This is a genomic window from Nocardia sp. PE-7, assembly GCF_030486425.1.
Classification (GTDB): Bacteria; Actinomycetota; Actinomycetes; order Mycobacteriales; family Mycobacteriaceae; genus Nocardia; species Nocardia salmonicida_A.
The window spans coordinates 5,091,019-5,104,966 of the sequence record NZ_CP129614.1; the positions used below are offsets into that span (position 1 = coordinate 5,091,019).

General features: G+C 67.5%; 13 protein-coding genes. 8 read left to right on the forward strand and 5 right to left on the reverse strand.

Annotation, left to right across the window (positions count from 1 at the left end):
- Positions 1-46 precede the first annotated feature (46 nt).
- From QX204_RS23895 to QX204_RS23905, 3 genes are all read left to right on the forward strand, one after another.
- The gene (locus QX204_RS23895; RefSeq protein WP_301902469.1) at positions 47-1,132 is read left to right on the forward strand and encodes an ABC transporter substrate-binding protein; all 1,086 of its coding nucleotides are present in this window, start codon (positions 47-49) and stop codon (positions 1,130-1,132) included.
- 89 nt (positions 1,133-1,221) lie between these two features.
- A complete protein-coding gene (locus tag QX204_RS23900) occupies positions 1,222-2,124 on the forward strand; it encodes a dioxygenase family protein (RefSeq protein ID WP_301902470.1) in 903 nt (300 codons plus the stop codon).
- Between the two features lie 93 nt (positions 2,125-2,217).
- Positions 2,218-3,945 carry a BamB-related PQQ repeat family beta-propellar protein gene (locus QX204_RS23905; protein ID WP_301902471.1) on the forward strand — a complete coding sequence of 576 codons (1,728 nt, stop codon included), beginning with the start codon at positions 2,218-2,220 and terminating at the stop codon, positions 3,943-3,945.
- Here QX204_RS23905 and QX204_RS23910 read toward each other — a convergent pair.
- The 3 genes from QX204_RS23910 to QX204_RS23920 all read right to left on the reverse strand — a co-directional run bounded on the left by QX204_RS23910 (position 3,898) and on the right by QX204_RS23920 (position 5,348).
- Complete coding sequence (locus QX204_RS23910; RefSeq protein ID WP_301902472.1) at positions 3,898-4,188, reverse strand: hypothetical protein; 291 nt, start codon at positions 4,186-4,188, stop codon at positions 3,898-3,900. The two genes, QX204_RS23905 and QX204_RS23910, sit on opposite strands and share 48 nt — an antisense overlap.
- A gap of 90 nt (positions 4,189-4,278) precedes the next feature.
- Positions 4,279-4,572 (reverse strand): helix-turn-helix domain-containing protein, encoded by a 294-nt coding sequence (locus QX204_RS23915; RefSeq protein WP_301902473.1) that lies wholly within the window; start codon positions 4,570-4,572, stop codon positions 4,279-4,281.
- Between the two features lie 98 nt (positions 4,573-4,670).
- Positions 4,671-5,348 carry a TetR/AcrR family transcriptional regulator gene (locus tag QX204_RS23920; protein WP_301902474.1) on the reverse strand — a complete coding sequence of 226 codons (678 nt, stop codon included), beginning with the start codon at positions 5,346-5,348 and terminating at the stop codon, positions 4,671-4,673.
- 95 nt (positions 5,349-5,443) lie between these two features.
- Between QX204_RS23920 and QX204_RS23925 the strand changes: the two genes are divergently transcribed.
- A complete protein-coding gene (locus QX204_RS23925) occupies positions 5,444-6,736 on the forward strand; it encodes a lipase family protein (protein ID WP_301902476.1) in 1,293 nt (430 codons plus the stop codon).
- Positions 6,730-8,283 carry an AMP-binding protein gene (locus tag QX204_RS23930; RefSeq protein ID WP_301902477.1) on the forward strand — a complete coding sequence of 518 codons (1,554 nt, stop codon included), beginning with the start codon at positions 6,730-6,732 and terminating at the stop codon, positions 8,281-8,283. Before QX204_RS23925 ends, QX204_RS23930 begins: the two co-directional genes overlap by 7 nt.
- Positions 8,284-8,369: 86 nt before the next feature.
- Here QX204_RS23930 and QX204_RS23935 read toward each other — a convergent pair whose 3' ends face one another.
- Positions 8,370-9,527: an epoxide hydrolase family protein gene (locus QX204_RS23935; protein WP_301902478.1), complete on the reverse strand. Its 1,158-nt coding sequence runs from the start codon at positions 9,525-9,527 to the stop codon at positions 8,370-8,372.
- A gap of 63 nt (positions 9,528-9,590) precedes the next feature.
- Here QX204_RS23935 and QX204_RS23940 point away from each other — a divergent pair, with 63 nt between their 5' ends.
- Positions 9,591-10,565 (forward strand): helix-turn-helix transcriptional regulator, encoded by a 975-nt coding sequence (locus QX204_RS23940; RefSeq protein ID WP_301902479.1) that lies wholly within the window; start codon positions 9,591-9,593, stop codon positions 10,563-10,565.
- Between the two features lie 29 nt (positions 10,566-10,594).
- Here QX204_RS23940 and nrdF read toward each other — a convergent pair whose 3' ends face one another.
- The gene (gene nrdF, locus QX204_RS23945; RefSeq protein ID WP_056812336.1) at positions 10,595-11,557 is read right to left on the reverse strand and encodes a class 1b ribonucleoside-diphosphate reductase subunit beta; all 963 of its coding nucleotides are present in this window, start codon (positions 11,555-11,557) and stop codon (positions 10,595-10,597) included.
- 380 nt (positions 11,558-11,937) lie between these two features.
- Here nrdF and QX204_RS23950 point away from each other — a divergent pair, with 380 nt between their 5' ends.
- Both QX204_RS23950 and QX204_RS23955 read left to right on the forward strand, forming a co-directional pair.
- Positions 11,938-12,900: a peptidase gene (locus QX204_RS23950; RefSeq protein ID WP_301902480.1), complete on the forward strand. Its 963-nt coding sequence runs from the start codon at positions 11,938-11,940 to the stop codon at positions 12,898-12,900.
- A 20-nt stretch (positions 12,901-12,920) separates the two neighbouring features.
- Positions 12,921-13,865 (forward strand): hypothetical protein, encoded by a 945-nt coding sequence (locus QX204_RS23955; RefSeq protein ID WP_301902481.1) that lies wholly within the window; start codon positions 12,921-12,923, stop codon positions 13,863-13,865.
- The last annotated feature ends 83 nt before the right edge of the window (positions 13,866-13,948 follow it).

Genomic DNA, 13,948 nt, shown 5'->3' on the forward strand with positions numbered 1-13,948 from the left:
GAACCCGCGGCACTCGCACCGGGAGCAACGCAGTACCCTCGTGCGCATGCCGGTGAGCGCCCGAGACCGCACCCGATTGAGTCGCACCGCCGAGGCTGTCCGCTCGCGCGGTGTCGTCGCGGCCGCCGCGTTGCTGTGTGCCGCACTGCTCGCCACGGGTTGCGCGGACAAGCACGACGACGCGAGCACGATCATCCGCACCACCACGAATATCGCGGGTGCGGGGGTGGTCGGCACCGATCGTGACACCGCGACCGCGTGCCCGTTGCCCAGCGCGCCCGATGCGGGCTCCGGCGCCACGCGCACGGTCACCCACACCGCCGGGGTCTCGCAGGTTCCCGCCGACCCGAAGCGCATCGTCGTCCTCACCACCTCGGCGCTCGACGCGGCCTGCGCGCTGGGCCTGTGGGAGCGGGTCGCGGGCGCGGTCACCCTCGACGGCGATCGTTCGCAGCCGATGTACCTGGGGTACGGCGTGGTGAAGGTGCCGAGCATCGGCCCGATCGGTCAGCCCGATCCGGCGCGGATCGCCGAACTGAAGCCCGACCTGATCCTCGGCGACGTCGCCCCGGCCGCCGGCGGTTACGAGGCACTGAGCAAGATCGCCCCCACCGTCCTGATCGGCGCGGGCGGCAGCTGGCAGTCCGACTTCGCCGCCTACTCCGCGGGCATGAACCGCGACGACGCCGCCGACACCGCCCTGCGCAACTACCTCACCGAGGCCCACGACCTCGGCCCCGCCCTCAACGCGACCCAGTCCCAGGCCTCGGTGCTGCGCTTCACTGCCGACGCCACCCAGGCCCAGGGCTCGGAAACCTTTGCCGCCCAGGTCCTTTCCGATGTCGGGGTGCAACGCCCGACCGCCCAGCGCGGCCGGTCCTTCGACATCACCGAAGCCGACCTCGCCACCAAAGCCGAAGGCGACGTCATCTACGTGATGTTCGACGGCCCCGACGGCGAGGAGCACGGCAAACAGGTCCTGCGCTCGACTCCCTTCGAGGAACTCAGCGCTTCCACCGACAAGCGCGTCTTCGCGGTGGACGACAACGTCTGGCACACGACAGGTCTCACGGCTGCCCGCGCGGTCCTCACCGACCTCCGCAACAGCCTCAACGGCTACGTCACCGATTGACTCCCAGCTGACTCCCAGCGTGTTCGCAGTCGCGGCGCAGTCCACGTACTTAGCGTGGTCGACAACACGACAGCGGTTAGGGAGCAGCGATGGGTGAGCACGATCTGGGACTCGGGCACGATCTCCGAGTGATGTCACGTCGGCGGGCGTTGAGTTTTCTCGGCGTCGCCGGGGTCGCGGCCGCGGCAGTGGGCTGCGCGACCTCGACCGACAGCAGCAGCTCGAACTCGGCCGAGGCCACCACCTCCGCGTCCGCGGAAACTCCCGCGGCGGCGCCGCAGGAAACGGCGGGCCCCTATCCCGGTGACGGTTCCAACGGACCCAATGTCCTGATCGAATCCGGCGTGGTGCGCTCCGATATCACCACCAGCTTCGGCGCGTATTCCGGTACCGCCCAGGGTGTTCCGATGACGCTCACCCTGAACCTGCGCGACCTCGTGAAGAACGCGGCAGGCGCCGGCATGGCGGTCTACGTGTGGCATTGCGACCGCGAGGGCCGCTACTCGCTCTACACCGAGGGCGCCACGGAGCAGAACTATCTGCGTGGCGTCCAAGTCGCCGATGACAACGGCACCGTACGGTTCACCTCGATCTTCCCCGCCTGCTACGCCGGGCGCTGGCCACACATCCACTTCGAGGTCTACGACTCCCTTTCCACCGCGGTAGCAGGCGACAACGCCCGCCTCACCTCCCAGATCGCCCTCCCCCAGGACGCGTGCACCGTGGTCTTCGACGCCGACCCCGGCTACGTGAACAGCACCCGCAACTTCTCCGGCGTCACCCTGTCCTCCGACGGCGTCTTCGGCGACGGCTGGGACGCCGAACTGGCCACGGTCACCGGCACACCCACCACCACGATGTCGGTCTCCCTCACCGTCGGCGTAGCGGCGAGATCCCAGAACACCCAGTCCGACAACGGTTTCCCAGGCCCCCCGCCCTCCGGCAACGGCGCACCCAGCGGCCCACCCCCCGGCGGTCCAGCACCCCGCTGAAGAGTCCGCGGGTACCGACTCCCGAATGGTCGGTGGTCGTGAGCCCGCTATCCTCAGGACGCGACTGTGTCGCGCCATCGCTGGGGAGGGTCGATGAACAACAGCCGGACTACGTCTTTGCCACGGCTACCGGACTATTCGCGGCTGGCGACGATTACCGCAGCCCTCGGTACCGCGATATTGATCGGTGGTGTCGCTCTCGGCCTCTTCAGTCGGTTCCTCGCCGCCGCGAACCCGGTCACGCCAGGAGACGATGCGCGAGCCGAGCTACCCGATGCCCTGGGAATGTCCGCCATCGTGGTCGGCGTCGTGGCACTGCTCACCATTGCTGCCGTTCTGCTGTCGGCACAACGACTGCGCGCAGCGGGTTTCGGCAACCCCGGCATGGCGATCTATCTGGTCCTGGCCGTCGCCATCGTGCGCACGATGCAATTGCACGTCCCGTCCGTCGCTGAGCAGATATTCGAGCACTACGCAGCCTTTCCCCGGCTGCCCACCGCGATCGCCGCCTGGGTACTCGTGTGCCTCGGCATCCTTGTCGTCACCTATCCCCTCACCGCCGCACTACGTTTCACACCGACGACGCGCACGATCGCGGTGCCTGCCACGATCGGCCTGCTGCTGTGCGCGCTCGCCACCGGCGGGGCGCTGTGGGTCGGTGACGACGACCGGTCCGTCGACCATCGCACCGCCGCTTCGGTAGTCGCGCCGCCGGTACCGAATCGACTCGGGCAGGAGAGATTTCGCATCGCTCTGCCAAAAGAGGGCAGGGTGGTCGTCGGCGGACCCGGCTTCATCATCGGCACGCCGACCGGCATCACCGCCTACGACGGAGCAACCGGCAGCGCCCGCTGGCACTACCTCCGGCCGGACGCAGCCGAGGACGGCGTGCACCAGGAGGTAAGCAACTTGCTCTCCATCCCCGCCGAGAACGCCGTCCTCACCAGCTGGAAACACCTCGGGTGGATCGCCTTCGACGCCACCACCGGCGAAAAACTTTGGACCGAATCCGATTTCGCCGACGACAGCAAAACCGCGATGCGAGTCGCCCACGGCGTCGGCGCCGTCGGCGAGTCGATGCTGGCCTTGGTCGACGACGAACTCTTCGGCGGTTCGTACGGCAACTTCGCCCGGTATGACGCGCGCACCGGACGACACATGTGGTCCGAGCCCGCCACACCGGATGGCTGCGACGACATGACATCGCGGATCGCCATCACCTCCCCTGCGGTATATCAGGTGCAGGTATGCCGAAACAGGGAGTCCGCGTGGACTACCGTCCTCGCACTCGATCCAGCCACGGGAGCGCAGATAGCGAGGCGGGATCTCCCCAATCCCGACCCCGATCGCGCACCGAAGGTCTCTGCGTGGGAGGACGCGCTGTTGGTTGACTGGGCCTACCGGAACGCACCACTCGACCACCTGGTCGTCGCGGCTCCCGGGCTGCTCGGTACTGCCGCCGTCACAGCCGGCTACGTCAAGGTGATCGCCAACGATCCGGCGACCGGCACCCTCGTCACCAACTCCTGGGATACCGGGATCACGCTGTCGCAGGGCGCAGCGCCAGACCGGTCGCTCACCGACCCCGATGCCAGGCTGGGCGGTGTCTCACCGTTCGACGCGAAACTGATCACCGACGAACTGATCGCTGTCGGCGATGCGCAATTGCGCACGTGGCGACGCGTCGACCTCGTCGAGAACACGCCCCCGGTACCCCTCGGATCCGGACAGTCCTCCCAGATCATCGCCGCCCCCGGCATCATCCTGATCCCCTTAGACGACAAATCCGCAGGCCAACAGCTGATCGGATTCGCACCCTGACCACCGTCTTCGCACATCGGTCAGCGCTGAAATCGCGGTCCCGAAACCACCCTGTCGATCCATCGTTCTGTATTGCTGAGGAGCCGCGTGATCGTCGGGCTGTTGTCGGGCGATGTCATCTTGCCGGGTAGCAGCCGTCATGGCGTTCATCAACCCGTCGGACTGACGGCCGATCTCCTCGCGCAGCCAGTCGGGCTCGACATGAATGGCGGGCGCGAATCGAAGCCAGTCGGTCACGGTCATCTGTTCACATTCTGCGTTGACTCGAGCGCTGAATGTCACCGATCACGCGGCCGTTCATCACCACGTAGAGGACGTGATCGTTCGATTCCGTCATTGGTGCGGGCCGTCGACAAGGGAGTCGAGGTCGATGGGTTCCTCATCGACCGGGAACGAGAGTTCCGGTGCTCGACGGGACAGCGTCACTGATACACCGAGGGCGGTGATCACGCGCATGACCATGTCCAGCGGGGCGGAGCCCTTCTGGCCGGCCTCGAACGCATTGAGCCATTGGCGACCGACTCCGGCGATCGAGGCCAGGTCCTGCTGAGTCAGATCTTCGGCAATCCGCGCCTCACGCAGGGCAGGGCCGAGGTCGTCCGCCCGAAATACCTCGATTGTCGCCATATGAAGACAATATCATTTGTCGCCATACAACGACAAGGGGCACTACCTCGCTGACGTCGACCTCCGTGGCACGGAAGCTTGCCCTCAGGACTGCACCCTCAGCGCCCCGAACGGTCGGCTGCGGCAGCCAGTCCCAGGTGCACGATTTCGATGAAAGCCGTGAGGTCTCGGATCAGCACGTCGATATCGCCGGTCGCGCCGGCGTCGGTGTGGAGCCAGTCGGCGACGGTTTCGAACAGGCCGCCGATCGCGGAGACGGCCAGTGCGTGCAGGTCGACGCCGACGCCTTCGGAGGGAACGAATCCGTATTCGCGCCACAGGGTTTCGAGGAACTGGGCGGCCCAGCGGCGGTTGGCTCGGCGCTGCTGTTCGACTTTGGCCGAAATGCCGCTGGCCTCACCGAACGTCACCCTTGCCACGCGGGGGTCGTCGACCATCGAGTGGGCGAAGGCGCCGATGACGGCGGCGACCACGTCGTCGCGGGCGCCCGAGGAGGCCGACAGCGCGGCGGCGACCCGGTCCTGTGAGCGTTCGCTCTGCTGTTGCAGCAGCGCCAGGTAGCAGTCCTCTTTGCTGTCGAAGAGTTCGTAGAAGGCCTTGTTGCCGACGAAGGCGGTCTGGCAGATCTGCTCGATCGCGGTGTTGACGTAGCCGTCGGCGGCGATCAGGTCGAAGGCGGCGGCCAGGATCTGTTCGCGCCTGCGCGCGCGGCGCTGCTCGGCGTCCAGGCCCTGGATGCGCCGGGAGCGGACTTGGCTCTTGTCGGTCGACGTCACGCAGCTCAGCCTACAGATTGCCAATTAAAAACAAGAACTCTTGTTCTTAACAAGACACCGTGCTGTAATCAGGATCACCTATCGAAGGAGATGCCATGCAGCGCAGCACGGCCACCTGCCGGTCGCCCCGGCTCCGATGGCTCGGCACCCGAGCCCTGCCTCTGCTCGCGATAACAGCGCTGGTGGCAGCGGGGCCGGCGGGCGCCGAGGATTTCGAACTGCCCCCACTGCCGAACGAGGCGCAGGTGTATCCGGCGGTCGTGCCGATCCCCACCCCTCAGCACGACCCCTGGTACGCCGATCCGGCTGATCTCGCGGGCTACGCCAACGGCGAGGTGATCCGCAGCCGGGTCGTGCAGACCCACGTGCTCGGCATCCCTGCCCCGGTGCACACCACGCAATTGCTGCTGCGCACCTCCGACGCGCACGACAACCCGATCGCGACCGCGACCACCGTGCTGATACCGGGCATCCCGTGGCTGGGCCCCGGTGCGCGCCCGCTGATTTCGTATCAGGAGGCGATCGACAGCCTCGGTCAGCAGTGCAATCCGTCCTACACGCTGCGCGCGGGCATCCAGAAGGAGGTGGCCATCATGGCCCAGTTCCTTTCCGCGGGCGCCGCGGTGGTGATCACCGATTTCGACGGTAAAGAGAACACGATCATGTCGCCCAGCGAGGGCCGGATGGTGCTCGACGGCATCCGCGCGGCCAAGCGCGGCGGGCTCGGGCTCGACGCCGCACCGGTGGGGTTGTGGGGCTACTCCGGTGGCGGCAACGCGTCCGCGTCGGCTGCCGAGCAACGCCGCCACTACGCTCCCGAACTCGAGATCAAGGGCAGTGCGCAGGGCGGCATCCCGGGCGACAAGGTCGCCATCGCACCGTTCGCGATCTCGGGACAGCAGCCGCAAGCCAACTTCACCGGCTGGCTGGCCGTGCTCGGACTCGCGCGCGAATACCCCGAGTTCGAGCGACAACTGCAGCAGTACCTGACTCCGGAAGGCCGCCGGGTGGCCGATGACCTGCGGGAACGCTGTCTCTATACCTCCGTGGCGACCACCCTGCTCCGCCCGATGGCGGAGTATCTGACCGACCGAGGGGCCGCGCTCGCCGCCGCACAACCCGCCCTGTCCGCCGCGAGTTTCGGCAAACCGGAGAACACCCCTGATATGCCGCTGCTGATGTGGCATTCGACCACCGACCAACTGTTGCCCGCCGAACTGGCGATCGACGAGATCGCCGCCGGCTACTGTGCTCGTGGCGTGAACATGCGGATGATCCGAGTGCCGTTCTCGGAGCACATCAGCGCCGAGATCGTCCCCGAACTGGGCACTGTCGCCTGGTTGCTCGCGGTCACCGCGGGCGCCGATCCGGGGCCGCGAGTATGTTGAGCGCCGCCACGACCTCGCTGCGCCAGATCCGCGCCTTGGCGAGGGCCGGGATCATCGATCCGCGCAACCCCGCACAGATCCTGCGCACCGCCCGCACCATGCGCGCGTTCGGCCCGATCGCCGGCGGGATCCGATCCTCGGCACAGCGCACACCCGACCGCGTCGCGCTGGTCTGCGGGGACGAGCGAATCACCTATCGCGAACTGGACCGACGCACCGACGCGCTCGCCGCCACCTGGCACGCCGACGGCCTCGGCCCGGACGACACGGTCGGCGTGCTGTGCCCCGATGGGGTGCGCCTCGTCGAATCCATGGCTGCCACAGCGAAACTCGGCGCTCGACTGGTGTTGCTCAATACCGGGTTCGGTGCGGCACAGCTACGTGACGTGCTGGAACGCGAAGGCGTGAGGGCTCTCGTGCTCGATCCGGCATCGGCCGTGACCGCCCAGGATCTGCCCGAGCGGATCAAGCTGCTGGACAACACGATTCGCCCCACCGCCGCACCGCTACCTCCGCCCGCACAGCAGGGTGGCTTCGTCCTGCTCACCGGCGGGACGACAGGCACGCCCAAGGGCGCACCGCGACGAGTGGAATCGCCTTTGGCCGCCGCGCAATTCGTGGACCGGGTGCCCTTGCGACGCGGGCAGACAGTGCTGCTGTGCGCACCGCTGTTCCACGGCACCGCGCTGTCCCAGTTCATCCTCTCGCTGAATCTGGGGTCGACGGTCGTGCTGCACGGCCGGTTCGACGCCGCCCGCGCGCTCGCCCAGATCGCCGAGCATCGCGCCGACATGGTCGTGCTGGTGCCCACCATGCTGCGTCGCATCCTCGATCTGGGCCCGGAGCTGTTGTCCGCCAACGACACCAGCTCCTTGCGGATCGTGTTCACCGCCGGGGCGGCGTTGCCCTCGTCGTTGGGCACCAGGGCGATCGAGACCTTCGGCCCGGTCATCTACAACTTCTACGGTTGCACCGAAACCGGCACAGCCACCATTGCCACCCCGCAGGATTGGATCACCGCTCCGGGCACCGTGGGTAAGGCGCCGGTCGGGATCACCGTCGCGCTCTACGACGCAGACGGCGCCCGGATCAGCGAGCCCGGCGCGGTGGGCACCGTCTATGTGGGCAACACCATCGCCTTCGACGGCTACTCCGGCGGCGGGTCCAAGCAGATCCGCGGTGGCCTGATGAGCACCGGCGACCTCGGCCACTTCGATGCAGGCGGAAGGCTTTTCATCGACGGGCGTGATGACGACATGATCGTCTCCGGCGGCGAGAACGTCTTCCCCGGCGAGATCGAGGACCTGCTCTACCAGCACCCGTCGATCACCGAAGCGGCCGTGATCGGTGTGCCCGACGAGGAATTCGGCCAGCGGCTCGCCGCGTTCGTCGTCCCCGTGGGTGAGCTGGACGCCGACACCGTGCGCACCTACGTGAAGACCCACCTCGCCCGTTTCAAAGCCCCACGCGATGTGTTGTTCGTCGACGAACTGCCGCGCACCCCGACCGGCAAGATCGACCGCCGCGGCCTGGCCGCGCTGGGCTGACCGAACTCGGCGGCGCCGACGAGGGGTCGGCGCCGCCCGCTCTGCCGAGAACGCGCCGATCCGTCGCCGCGCCCTGGGATCGCTGACTAGCGCAGTTTGCGGAAGAACGCGCGGATGTCGTCGACCAGCAGGTCCGGCGCTTCCATCGCCGCGAAGTGGCCACCCCGGTCGAACTCCGACCAGTGCACGATGTCGGTATCCGCGGCGGCGTAGCGGCGGATCGCGACGTCCTCGGCGAAGACCGCGACACCGGTGGGCGTGGTGAGCGGGGTGGTCTGCCAGGAGCGGACGTGGGTGGCCTCGTAGTACAGCGCGGCCGACGAACCCGCGGTGCCGGTGAGCCAGTAGAGCATCACATTGGTCAGGAGCCGATCCCGATCCACGGCGTCCTCCGGCAGGCCGGCGGCGGGGAACGTCCACTCCTTGAACTTCTCCACGATCCACGCGAGCTGGCCGATCGGTGAATCGTGCAGGCCGTAGGCCACAGTCTGCGGCCGTGACGCCTGGATCTGGAAGTAGCCGTTGCCCTCGCTCTTGAAATACGCGAGGCGATCGAGCCGGGCCAGTTCGGACGCGGTCATCGTCGCCTTCTCCTCGTCGGAGACCGGACCGAACGGGATGAACCCGAAAGTCGCGGCGTTGACGTGCACGCCGATCACCTTGTCGCCGCCCGCGCGTCCCACCTCGGGTGTGACGAACGCACCCCAGTCACCGCCCTGCGCACCGTAGCTGTCGTAGCCGAGCCTGCTCATCAACTCCACCCAGGCCTTGCCGATGCGGGCCGGATTCCAGCCCTCCTCGGTGACCGGTCCGGAGAAGCCGAAGCCGGGCAGCGACGGGATCACCAGGTGGAAGGCGTCGGCCGGGTCGCCACCGTAGGCCGCGGGGTCGGTGAGCGGGCCGATCACATCGAGGAACTCGACGACCGAGCCCGGCCAGCCGTGCGTCAGGATCAGCGGCGTGGCATCGGGATTCGCCGATCGGACGTGCAGGAAGTGGATGCGCTGGCCGTCGATCTCGGTGGTGAACTGCGCGAACTTGTTCAGCTCCGCCTCGGCGGCGCGCCAGTCGTAGGAGGTCCGCCAGTATTCGGCCAACTCGCGCAGATACGCGACCGGCACACCGCGACTCCACTCGGCGCCCGGCTGCTCGGCGGGCCAGCGGGCGTCGGTCAGCCGGGCCTGGAGGTAGTCCAGCTCGGACTGCGCGATCTCGATCCGGAACGGGGTGATCTCGTTGCTCATAAGAACAACACTATGAGCACAAGCGGACACCTTCTGTCCTATAGAACTGGCAGAGTCGAATTCGTGAAAGAAACTTCGGCGCGGCTACTTCGGCTGCTCGCACTGCTGCAAACCCGGCGCGAATGGTCCGGCGACGAGCTCGCCGCGCGCCTGGAGGTCAGCACCCGCACCGTGCGCCGCGATGTCGACAAATTGCGCGCGCTGGACTACCCGGTACGCGCGGTGAAGGGCATCGACGGCGGCTACCACCTGGAGGCGGGCGCGCAGCTGCCGCCGTTGCAGCTCGACGACGAGGAAGCCGTCGCGATGGCGATCGCCCTACGCACGGCCTCGATCAGCGGGGTGAGCGGCATCGGCGAGACCGCGCTCAGCGCACTGGTCAAACTCGAGCAGGTGCTGCCTGCCCGGTTGCGACATCGCGTGCACGCCATGCAGGTCTCGACCGTCCAGACCCCCGGCCGGGCCCGCGTCGATGTCGATCCGGCGGTGTTGTCCGCCATCGCGGCCGCGTGCCGCGACCGTCAACGCCTGCGATTCGACTATCGCAGCGGTGGCCGCGAATCCCGTCGCGAGACCGAACCGCACGAACTCGTCACCTGGGGCCCGCGCTGGTATCTCGTCGCCTGGGACCTCGACCGCGACGACTGGCGCACCTTCCGTGTGGACCGGATGCAGCCCAAAATCCCCGTGGGCCCGCGCTTTTCACCGCGCGAGATCCCCGGGGGCGACGCCGCGGCGCACGTGGCGAAAGGCGTCGCCCAGCTGTGGCCCTACCGCGCCGTTGTGCGACTCCACGTACCCGCCGACTCCGAACAGGCCCGCGCAGCTGCCACCTACGGCACCGTCGAACCGATCGACGCCGACACCTGCCGCCTCGAGATCGGCGCCGACAACCCGCGCGGCCTGACCTTCCTGCTCGGCGCCCTCGACGCCGATTTCGAGATCGAACACGGCCCCGAACTGGTCGAGCACCTGCGCCTGCTCGCCGCACGATTCACCCGCGCGACCACCCCGGAACAGCAGAACGGCGGCGGATAACGCTCCGCCGCCGTTCGAGTCGAGTTCGCTCAGAACTCCCAGTCCTCGTCCTCGGTGTTGATCGCCTTGCCGATGACGTAGCTCGAGCCCGAGCCCGAGAAGAAGTCGTGGTTCTCGTCGGCGTTGGGCGACAGGGCCGACAGGATGGCCGGGTTCACCTCGCACTCGTCCTTGGGGAACAGGCCCTCGTAGCCGAGGTTCATCAGCGCCTTGTTGGCGTTGTAGCGCAGGAACTTCTTGACGTCCTCGGTGAGGCCGACCTCGTCGTAGAGGTCCTGGGTGTAGTCGACCTCGTTGTCGTAGAGCTCGAAGAGCAGCTCGAAGGTGTAGTTCTTCAGCTCGTCGCGCTCGGCCTGGGAAACCAGCTCCAGGCCCTTCTGGTACTTGTAGCCGATGTAGTACCCGTGCACGGCCTCGTCGCGAATGATCAGGCGGATCATGTCGGCGGTGTTGGTGAGCTTGGCCCGCGAGGACCAGTGCATCGGCAGGTAGAAGCCGGAGTAGAACAGGAAGCTCTCCAGCAGCGTGGAGGCGACCTTGCGCTTGAGCGGGTCGTCACCGTTGTAGTAGCCGAGGACGATCTCGGCCTTGCGCTGCAGGTTGCGGTTCTCCTCCGACCAGCGGAACGCCTCGTCGATCTCCTTGGTGGAGCACAGCGTGGAAAAGATCGAGCTGTAGCTCTTGGCGTGCACCGACTCCATGAACGCGATGTTGGTGTACACCGCCTGCTCGTGCGGGGTGATCGCGTCGGGGATCAGCGAGACCGCGCCGACGGTGCCCTGGATGGTGTCGAGCAGCGTCAGGCCGGTGAAGACCCGCATGGTGAGCTGCTTCTCGTCCGGGGTGAGGGTGTTCCAGGACGGAATGTCGTTGGATACCGGGACCTTCTCGGGCAACCAGAAGTTGCCGGTCAGCCGATCCCAGACCTCGGCATCCTTCTCATCGGGCACCCGATTCCAATTGATGGCCGACGCCCGATCGATGAGCTTCATTCCGCCTCCACACCTTTCCGCCAGACCTGTTGACCCGCACCCGCCGCCGTGCGCGAAGCCCTTCACCCACGAACACTACTCGTAGTGGGTGACAACCTCGGGGAGCACTACAGCTTGTGTTGCGGCGCGCAGAACTCGACCCGACCGGCCGAACACCCACACCACACACGCGGCCCCCATTGTGCGCCACGATCGCGATCTCACCACCATCGCATCGCCAGTGATTCGCCACATGTGTGCCGACTCCCACTTCACCGGTGAGCGCCGCCACTGCCCGGCACGCCCGGCCCGGTGCGGGTACGAGGCGCCAATTCCGGCACACTGGCATTCGAAGCGGGTCCGTAGGAGCGGGAGCTGTCTCGCGCGAGGGGGGATTTTCGATGCGATTGCGTGGACTGATGGTCGTCGCCGCCGCCGTCATGCTCGGACTGACGGCCTGCCAAGGCGATCCGCCGGAGACCACGCGGGTTGCCGAGCCCGCGCCGACCACGACCTTGCCACCGGTCGACGCGTCGTATTGGTCGACCGTCCCGCAGACCGACGAGCAGCGGGCCGAGGTGTCGGCGCGTGCGCGACTGATCGACGTGTGCGCGCTCGTTCCCCGTGCGGAGCTCGTCACCCTCGGCGAGGTTCGGAACGTCGACAACGACGAAACCGATTCCTGCCGAGTCGAATTGGGACCGAGCGACAGCGTCGAGAAGCTGAGCTGGGCGTCGATGGTCGTCTTCGGCGATGCTGCGCCACCGGGGGCGAGCGTGCGGCAACTCGGCGACGTGGCGTTGTCGGTGCTGCCCGAAGACCCGGGAACCAGCACGACAGAGCGAACCTGCAATGCCACCGCGAAGTTCCGCTCGGGTGCCGCCATCTATTTCAAGGCCACTACTTCGCCGACGACCGACGCGTGCGCCCGGTTGGAGACCATGGCCCCCGGCGCGGTGCGGCGCTGGCTGACAGCGCCGCCGCACGGCACGTCGCCCGATACGAGGCGCTCGGTCCTGAACGGTGCGGACCCGTGCGCCGTGCGCGCCCGCCTGGACGGAACCGGTCCATTCGGCGTGCCGGTGCTGACATCGTGCGGGTTCACCTACCGCGGCGACGATGTCGTCGTCAGCTTCGAGAACCGCGAGAGGCCGACGCTCAGCAAGACCACCGCGCAGATGCCGGACGGCCGGACTGCCCACATCGTCGACGGCACGAGCTACACCGTAGTGGTCGGCCCCGAATTCGCAGGCGAGACCAGCTACTTCGGCGCCTCCGCACCGGCTGTCAACGTCTTCGCCGACACTCCCGAGGCCGCAGAAGATGTGATGCGGCACGTTCTCACGCTCTTTCCCGCCACCTGAACCGGACGAGGAGAACCTTTGTGCGACAGCTCATCCTGCTCTCCGCCGCAGTGCTGACGATGGTCGCCTGCGGGAGCGAACCCGCACCGGACTCCATGCCCGAAGGTGGTTTCTGGTCCACCGCAGCGGTTTCCGATCAGGAGAAGATCGCGACACTGCGCAAGGTCAGGGCGATCGATGTGTGCGCCTTGCTCCCCCGCGTGGCACTGGGCACCCTCGGCACCGTGCGCGATATCGAGAACGTGCATCCGAATCAGTGCCGACTCAGCATCGCCGTACCGGGTCATCTCACCGGCATCGACGCGACCTGGAGTACCGGGGTGATGTTCGAGGGTGAGCCGAGCATGGACGGGCCGGTCGACGAGGAGTCCATGGGGGACGTGCGGGTGCTGTTCAACGACGAGCCGGCGGCGTCGGCCGATCCACAGGTGCGCGGGGCTTGCCAGGCATGGGCGCGGTTCGTGGCGGGGGCCGATCTGTCGTTCAGTGTGCGGGCGCCGCAGGACGCGTGCACGTCGGCGAGGACGCTGGTGCGGATCGCGTTGACCGAGTGGCGCAAGGAACCCGCGCAGGGGACCTCGCCGGATTCGGATCGGGCGGTGGTCACCGGGGCCGATCCGTGCGCGGTCGCGCCGTTGCTCGGTGTCCGGGTGCCGGTGGCCGACCAGGGTGTCACCACCTGCAAGTTGAATGTCGACGGGCGCGACGCGATCGTCACCTACGACTACAACGAGGAACGCTCGATCATCGACGACACCCCGGCCTTCACCGTGGGCGCTCGCCAGGTGTACCGATTCGACACGGCTCAGGCCGACATGGCGTCGCTGTCGGCCGTCGTCGGCCCCGGCCTCGCGCCGGGGCCGACCGACGCGCTGCTCGGTCGGCGCGTACCGACGGTTTCGGTCACGGCCCACTCGGCCATCGCGGAGAAGGTCATGCGCGAAACCCTGCCGCTGGTGCGCTGACGACAACGTTCTGAGAACGACCCGGCACGATGTTTGCGCGAAGGTTGCCGTCGCAGGCAGACTCGGTGGTCGGGCGCGAGTCC

Coding starts and splice junctions, on each gene's coding strand:
- QX204_RS23935 (WP_301902478.1), bottom strand. CDS start 9,527: ATGAGCAACGAGATCACCCCGTTCCGGATCGAGATCGCGCAGTCCGAG.
- QX204_RS23915 (WP_301902473.1), bottom strand. CDS start 4,572: ATGGCGACAATCGAGGTATTTCGGGCGGACGACCTCGGCCCTGCCCTG.
- QX204_RS23895 (WP_301902469.1), top strand. CDS start 47: ATGCCGGTGAGCGCCCGAGACCGCACCCGATTGAGTCGCACCGCCGAG.
- QX204_RS23910 (WP_301902472.1), bottom strand. CDS start 4,188: ATGACCGTGACCGACTGGCTTCGATTCGCGCCCGCCATTCATGTCGAG.
- QX204_RS23925 (WP_301902476.1), top strand. CDS start 5,444: ATGCAGCGCAGCACGGCCACCTGCCGGTCGCCCCGGCTCCGATGGCTC.
- nrdF (WP_056812336.1), bottom strand. CDS start 11,557: ATGAAGCTCATCGATCGGGCGTCGGCCATCAATTGGAATCGGGTGCCC.
- QX204_RS23900 (WP_301902470.1), top strand. CDS start 1,222: ATGGGTGAGCACGATCTGGGACTCGGGCACGATCTCCGAGTGATGTCA.
- QX204_RS23905 (WP_301902471.1), top strand. CDS start 2,218: ATGAACAACAGCCGGACTACGTCTTTGCCACGGCTACCGGACTATTCG.
- QX204_RS23950 (WP_301902480.1), top strand. CDS start 11,938: ATGCGATTGCGTGGACTGATGGTCGTCGCCGCCGCCGTCATGCTCGGA.
- QX204_RS23930 (WP_301902477.1), top strand. CDS start 6,730: ATGTTGAGCGCCGCCACGACCTCGCTGCGCCAGATCCGCGCCTTGGCG.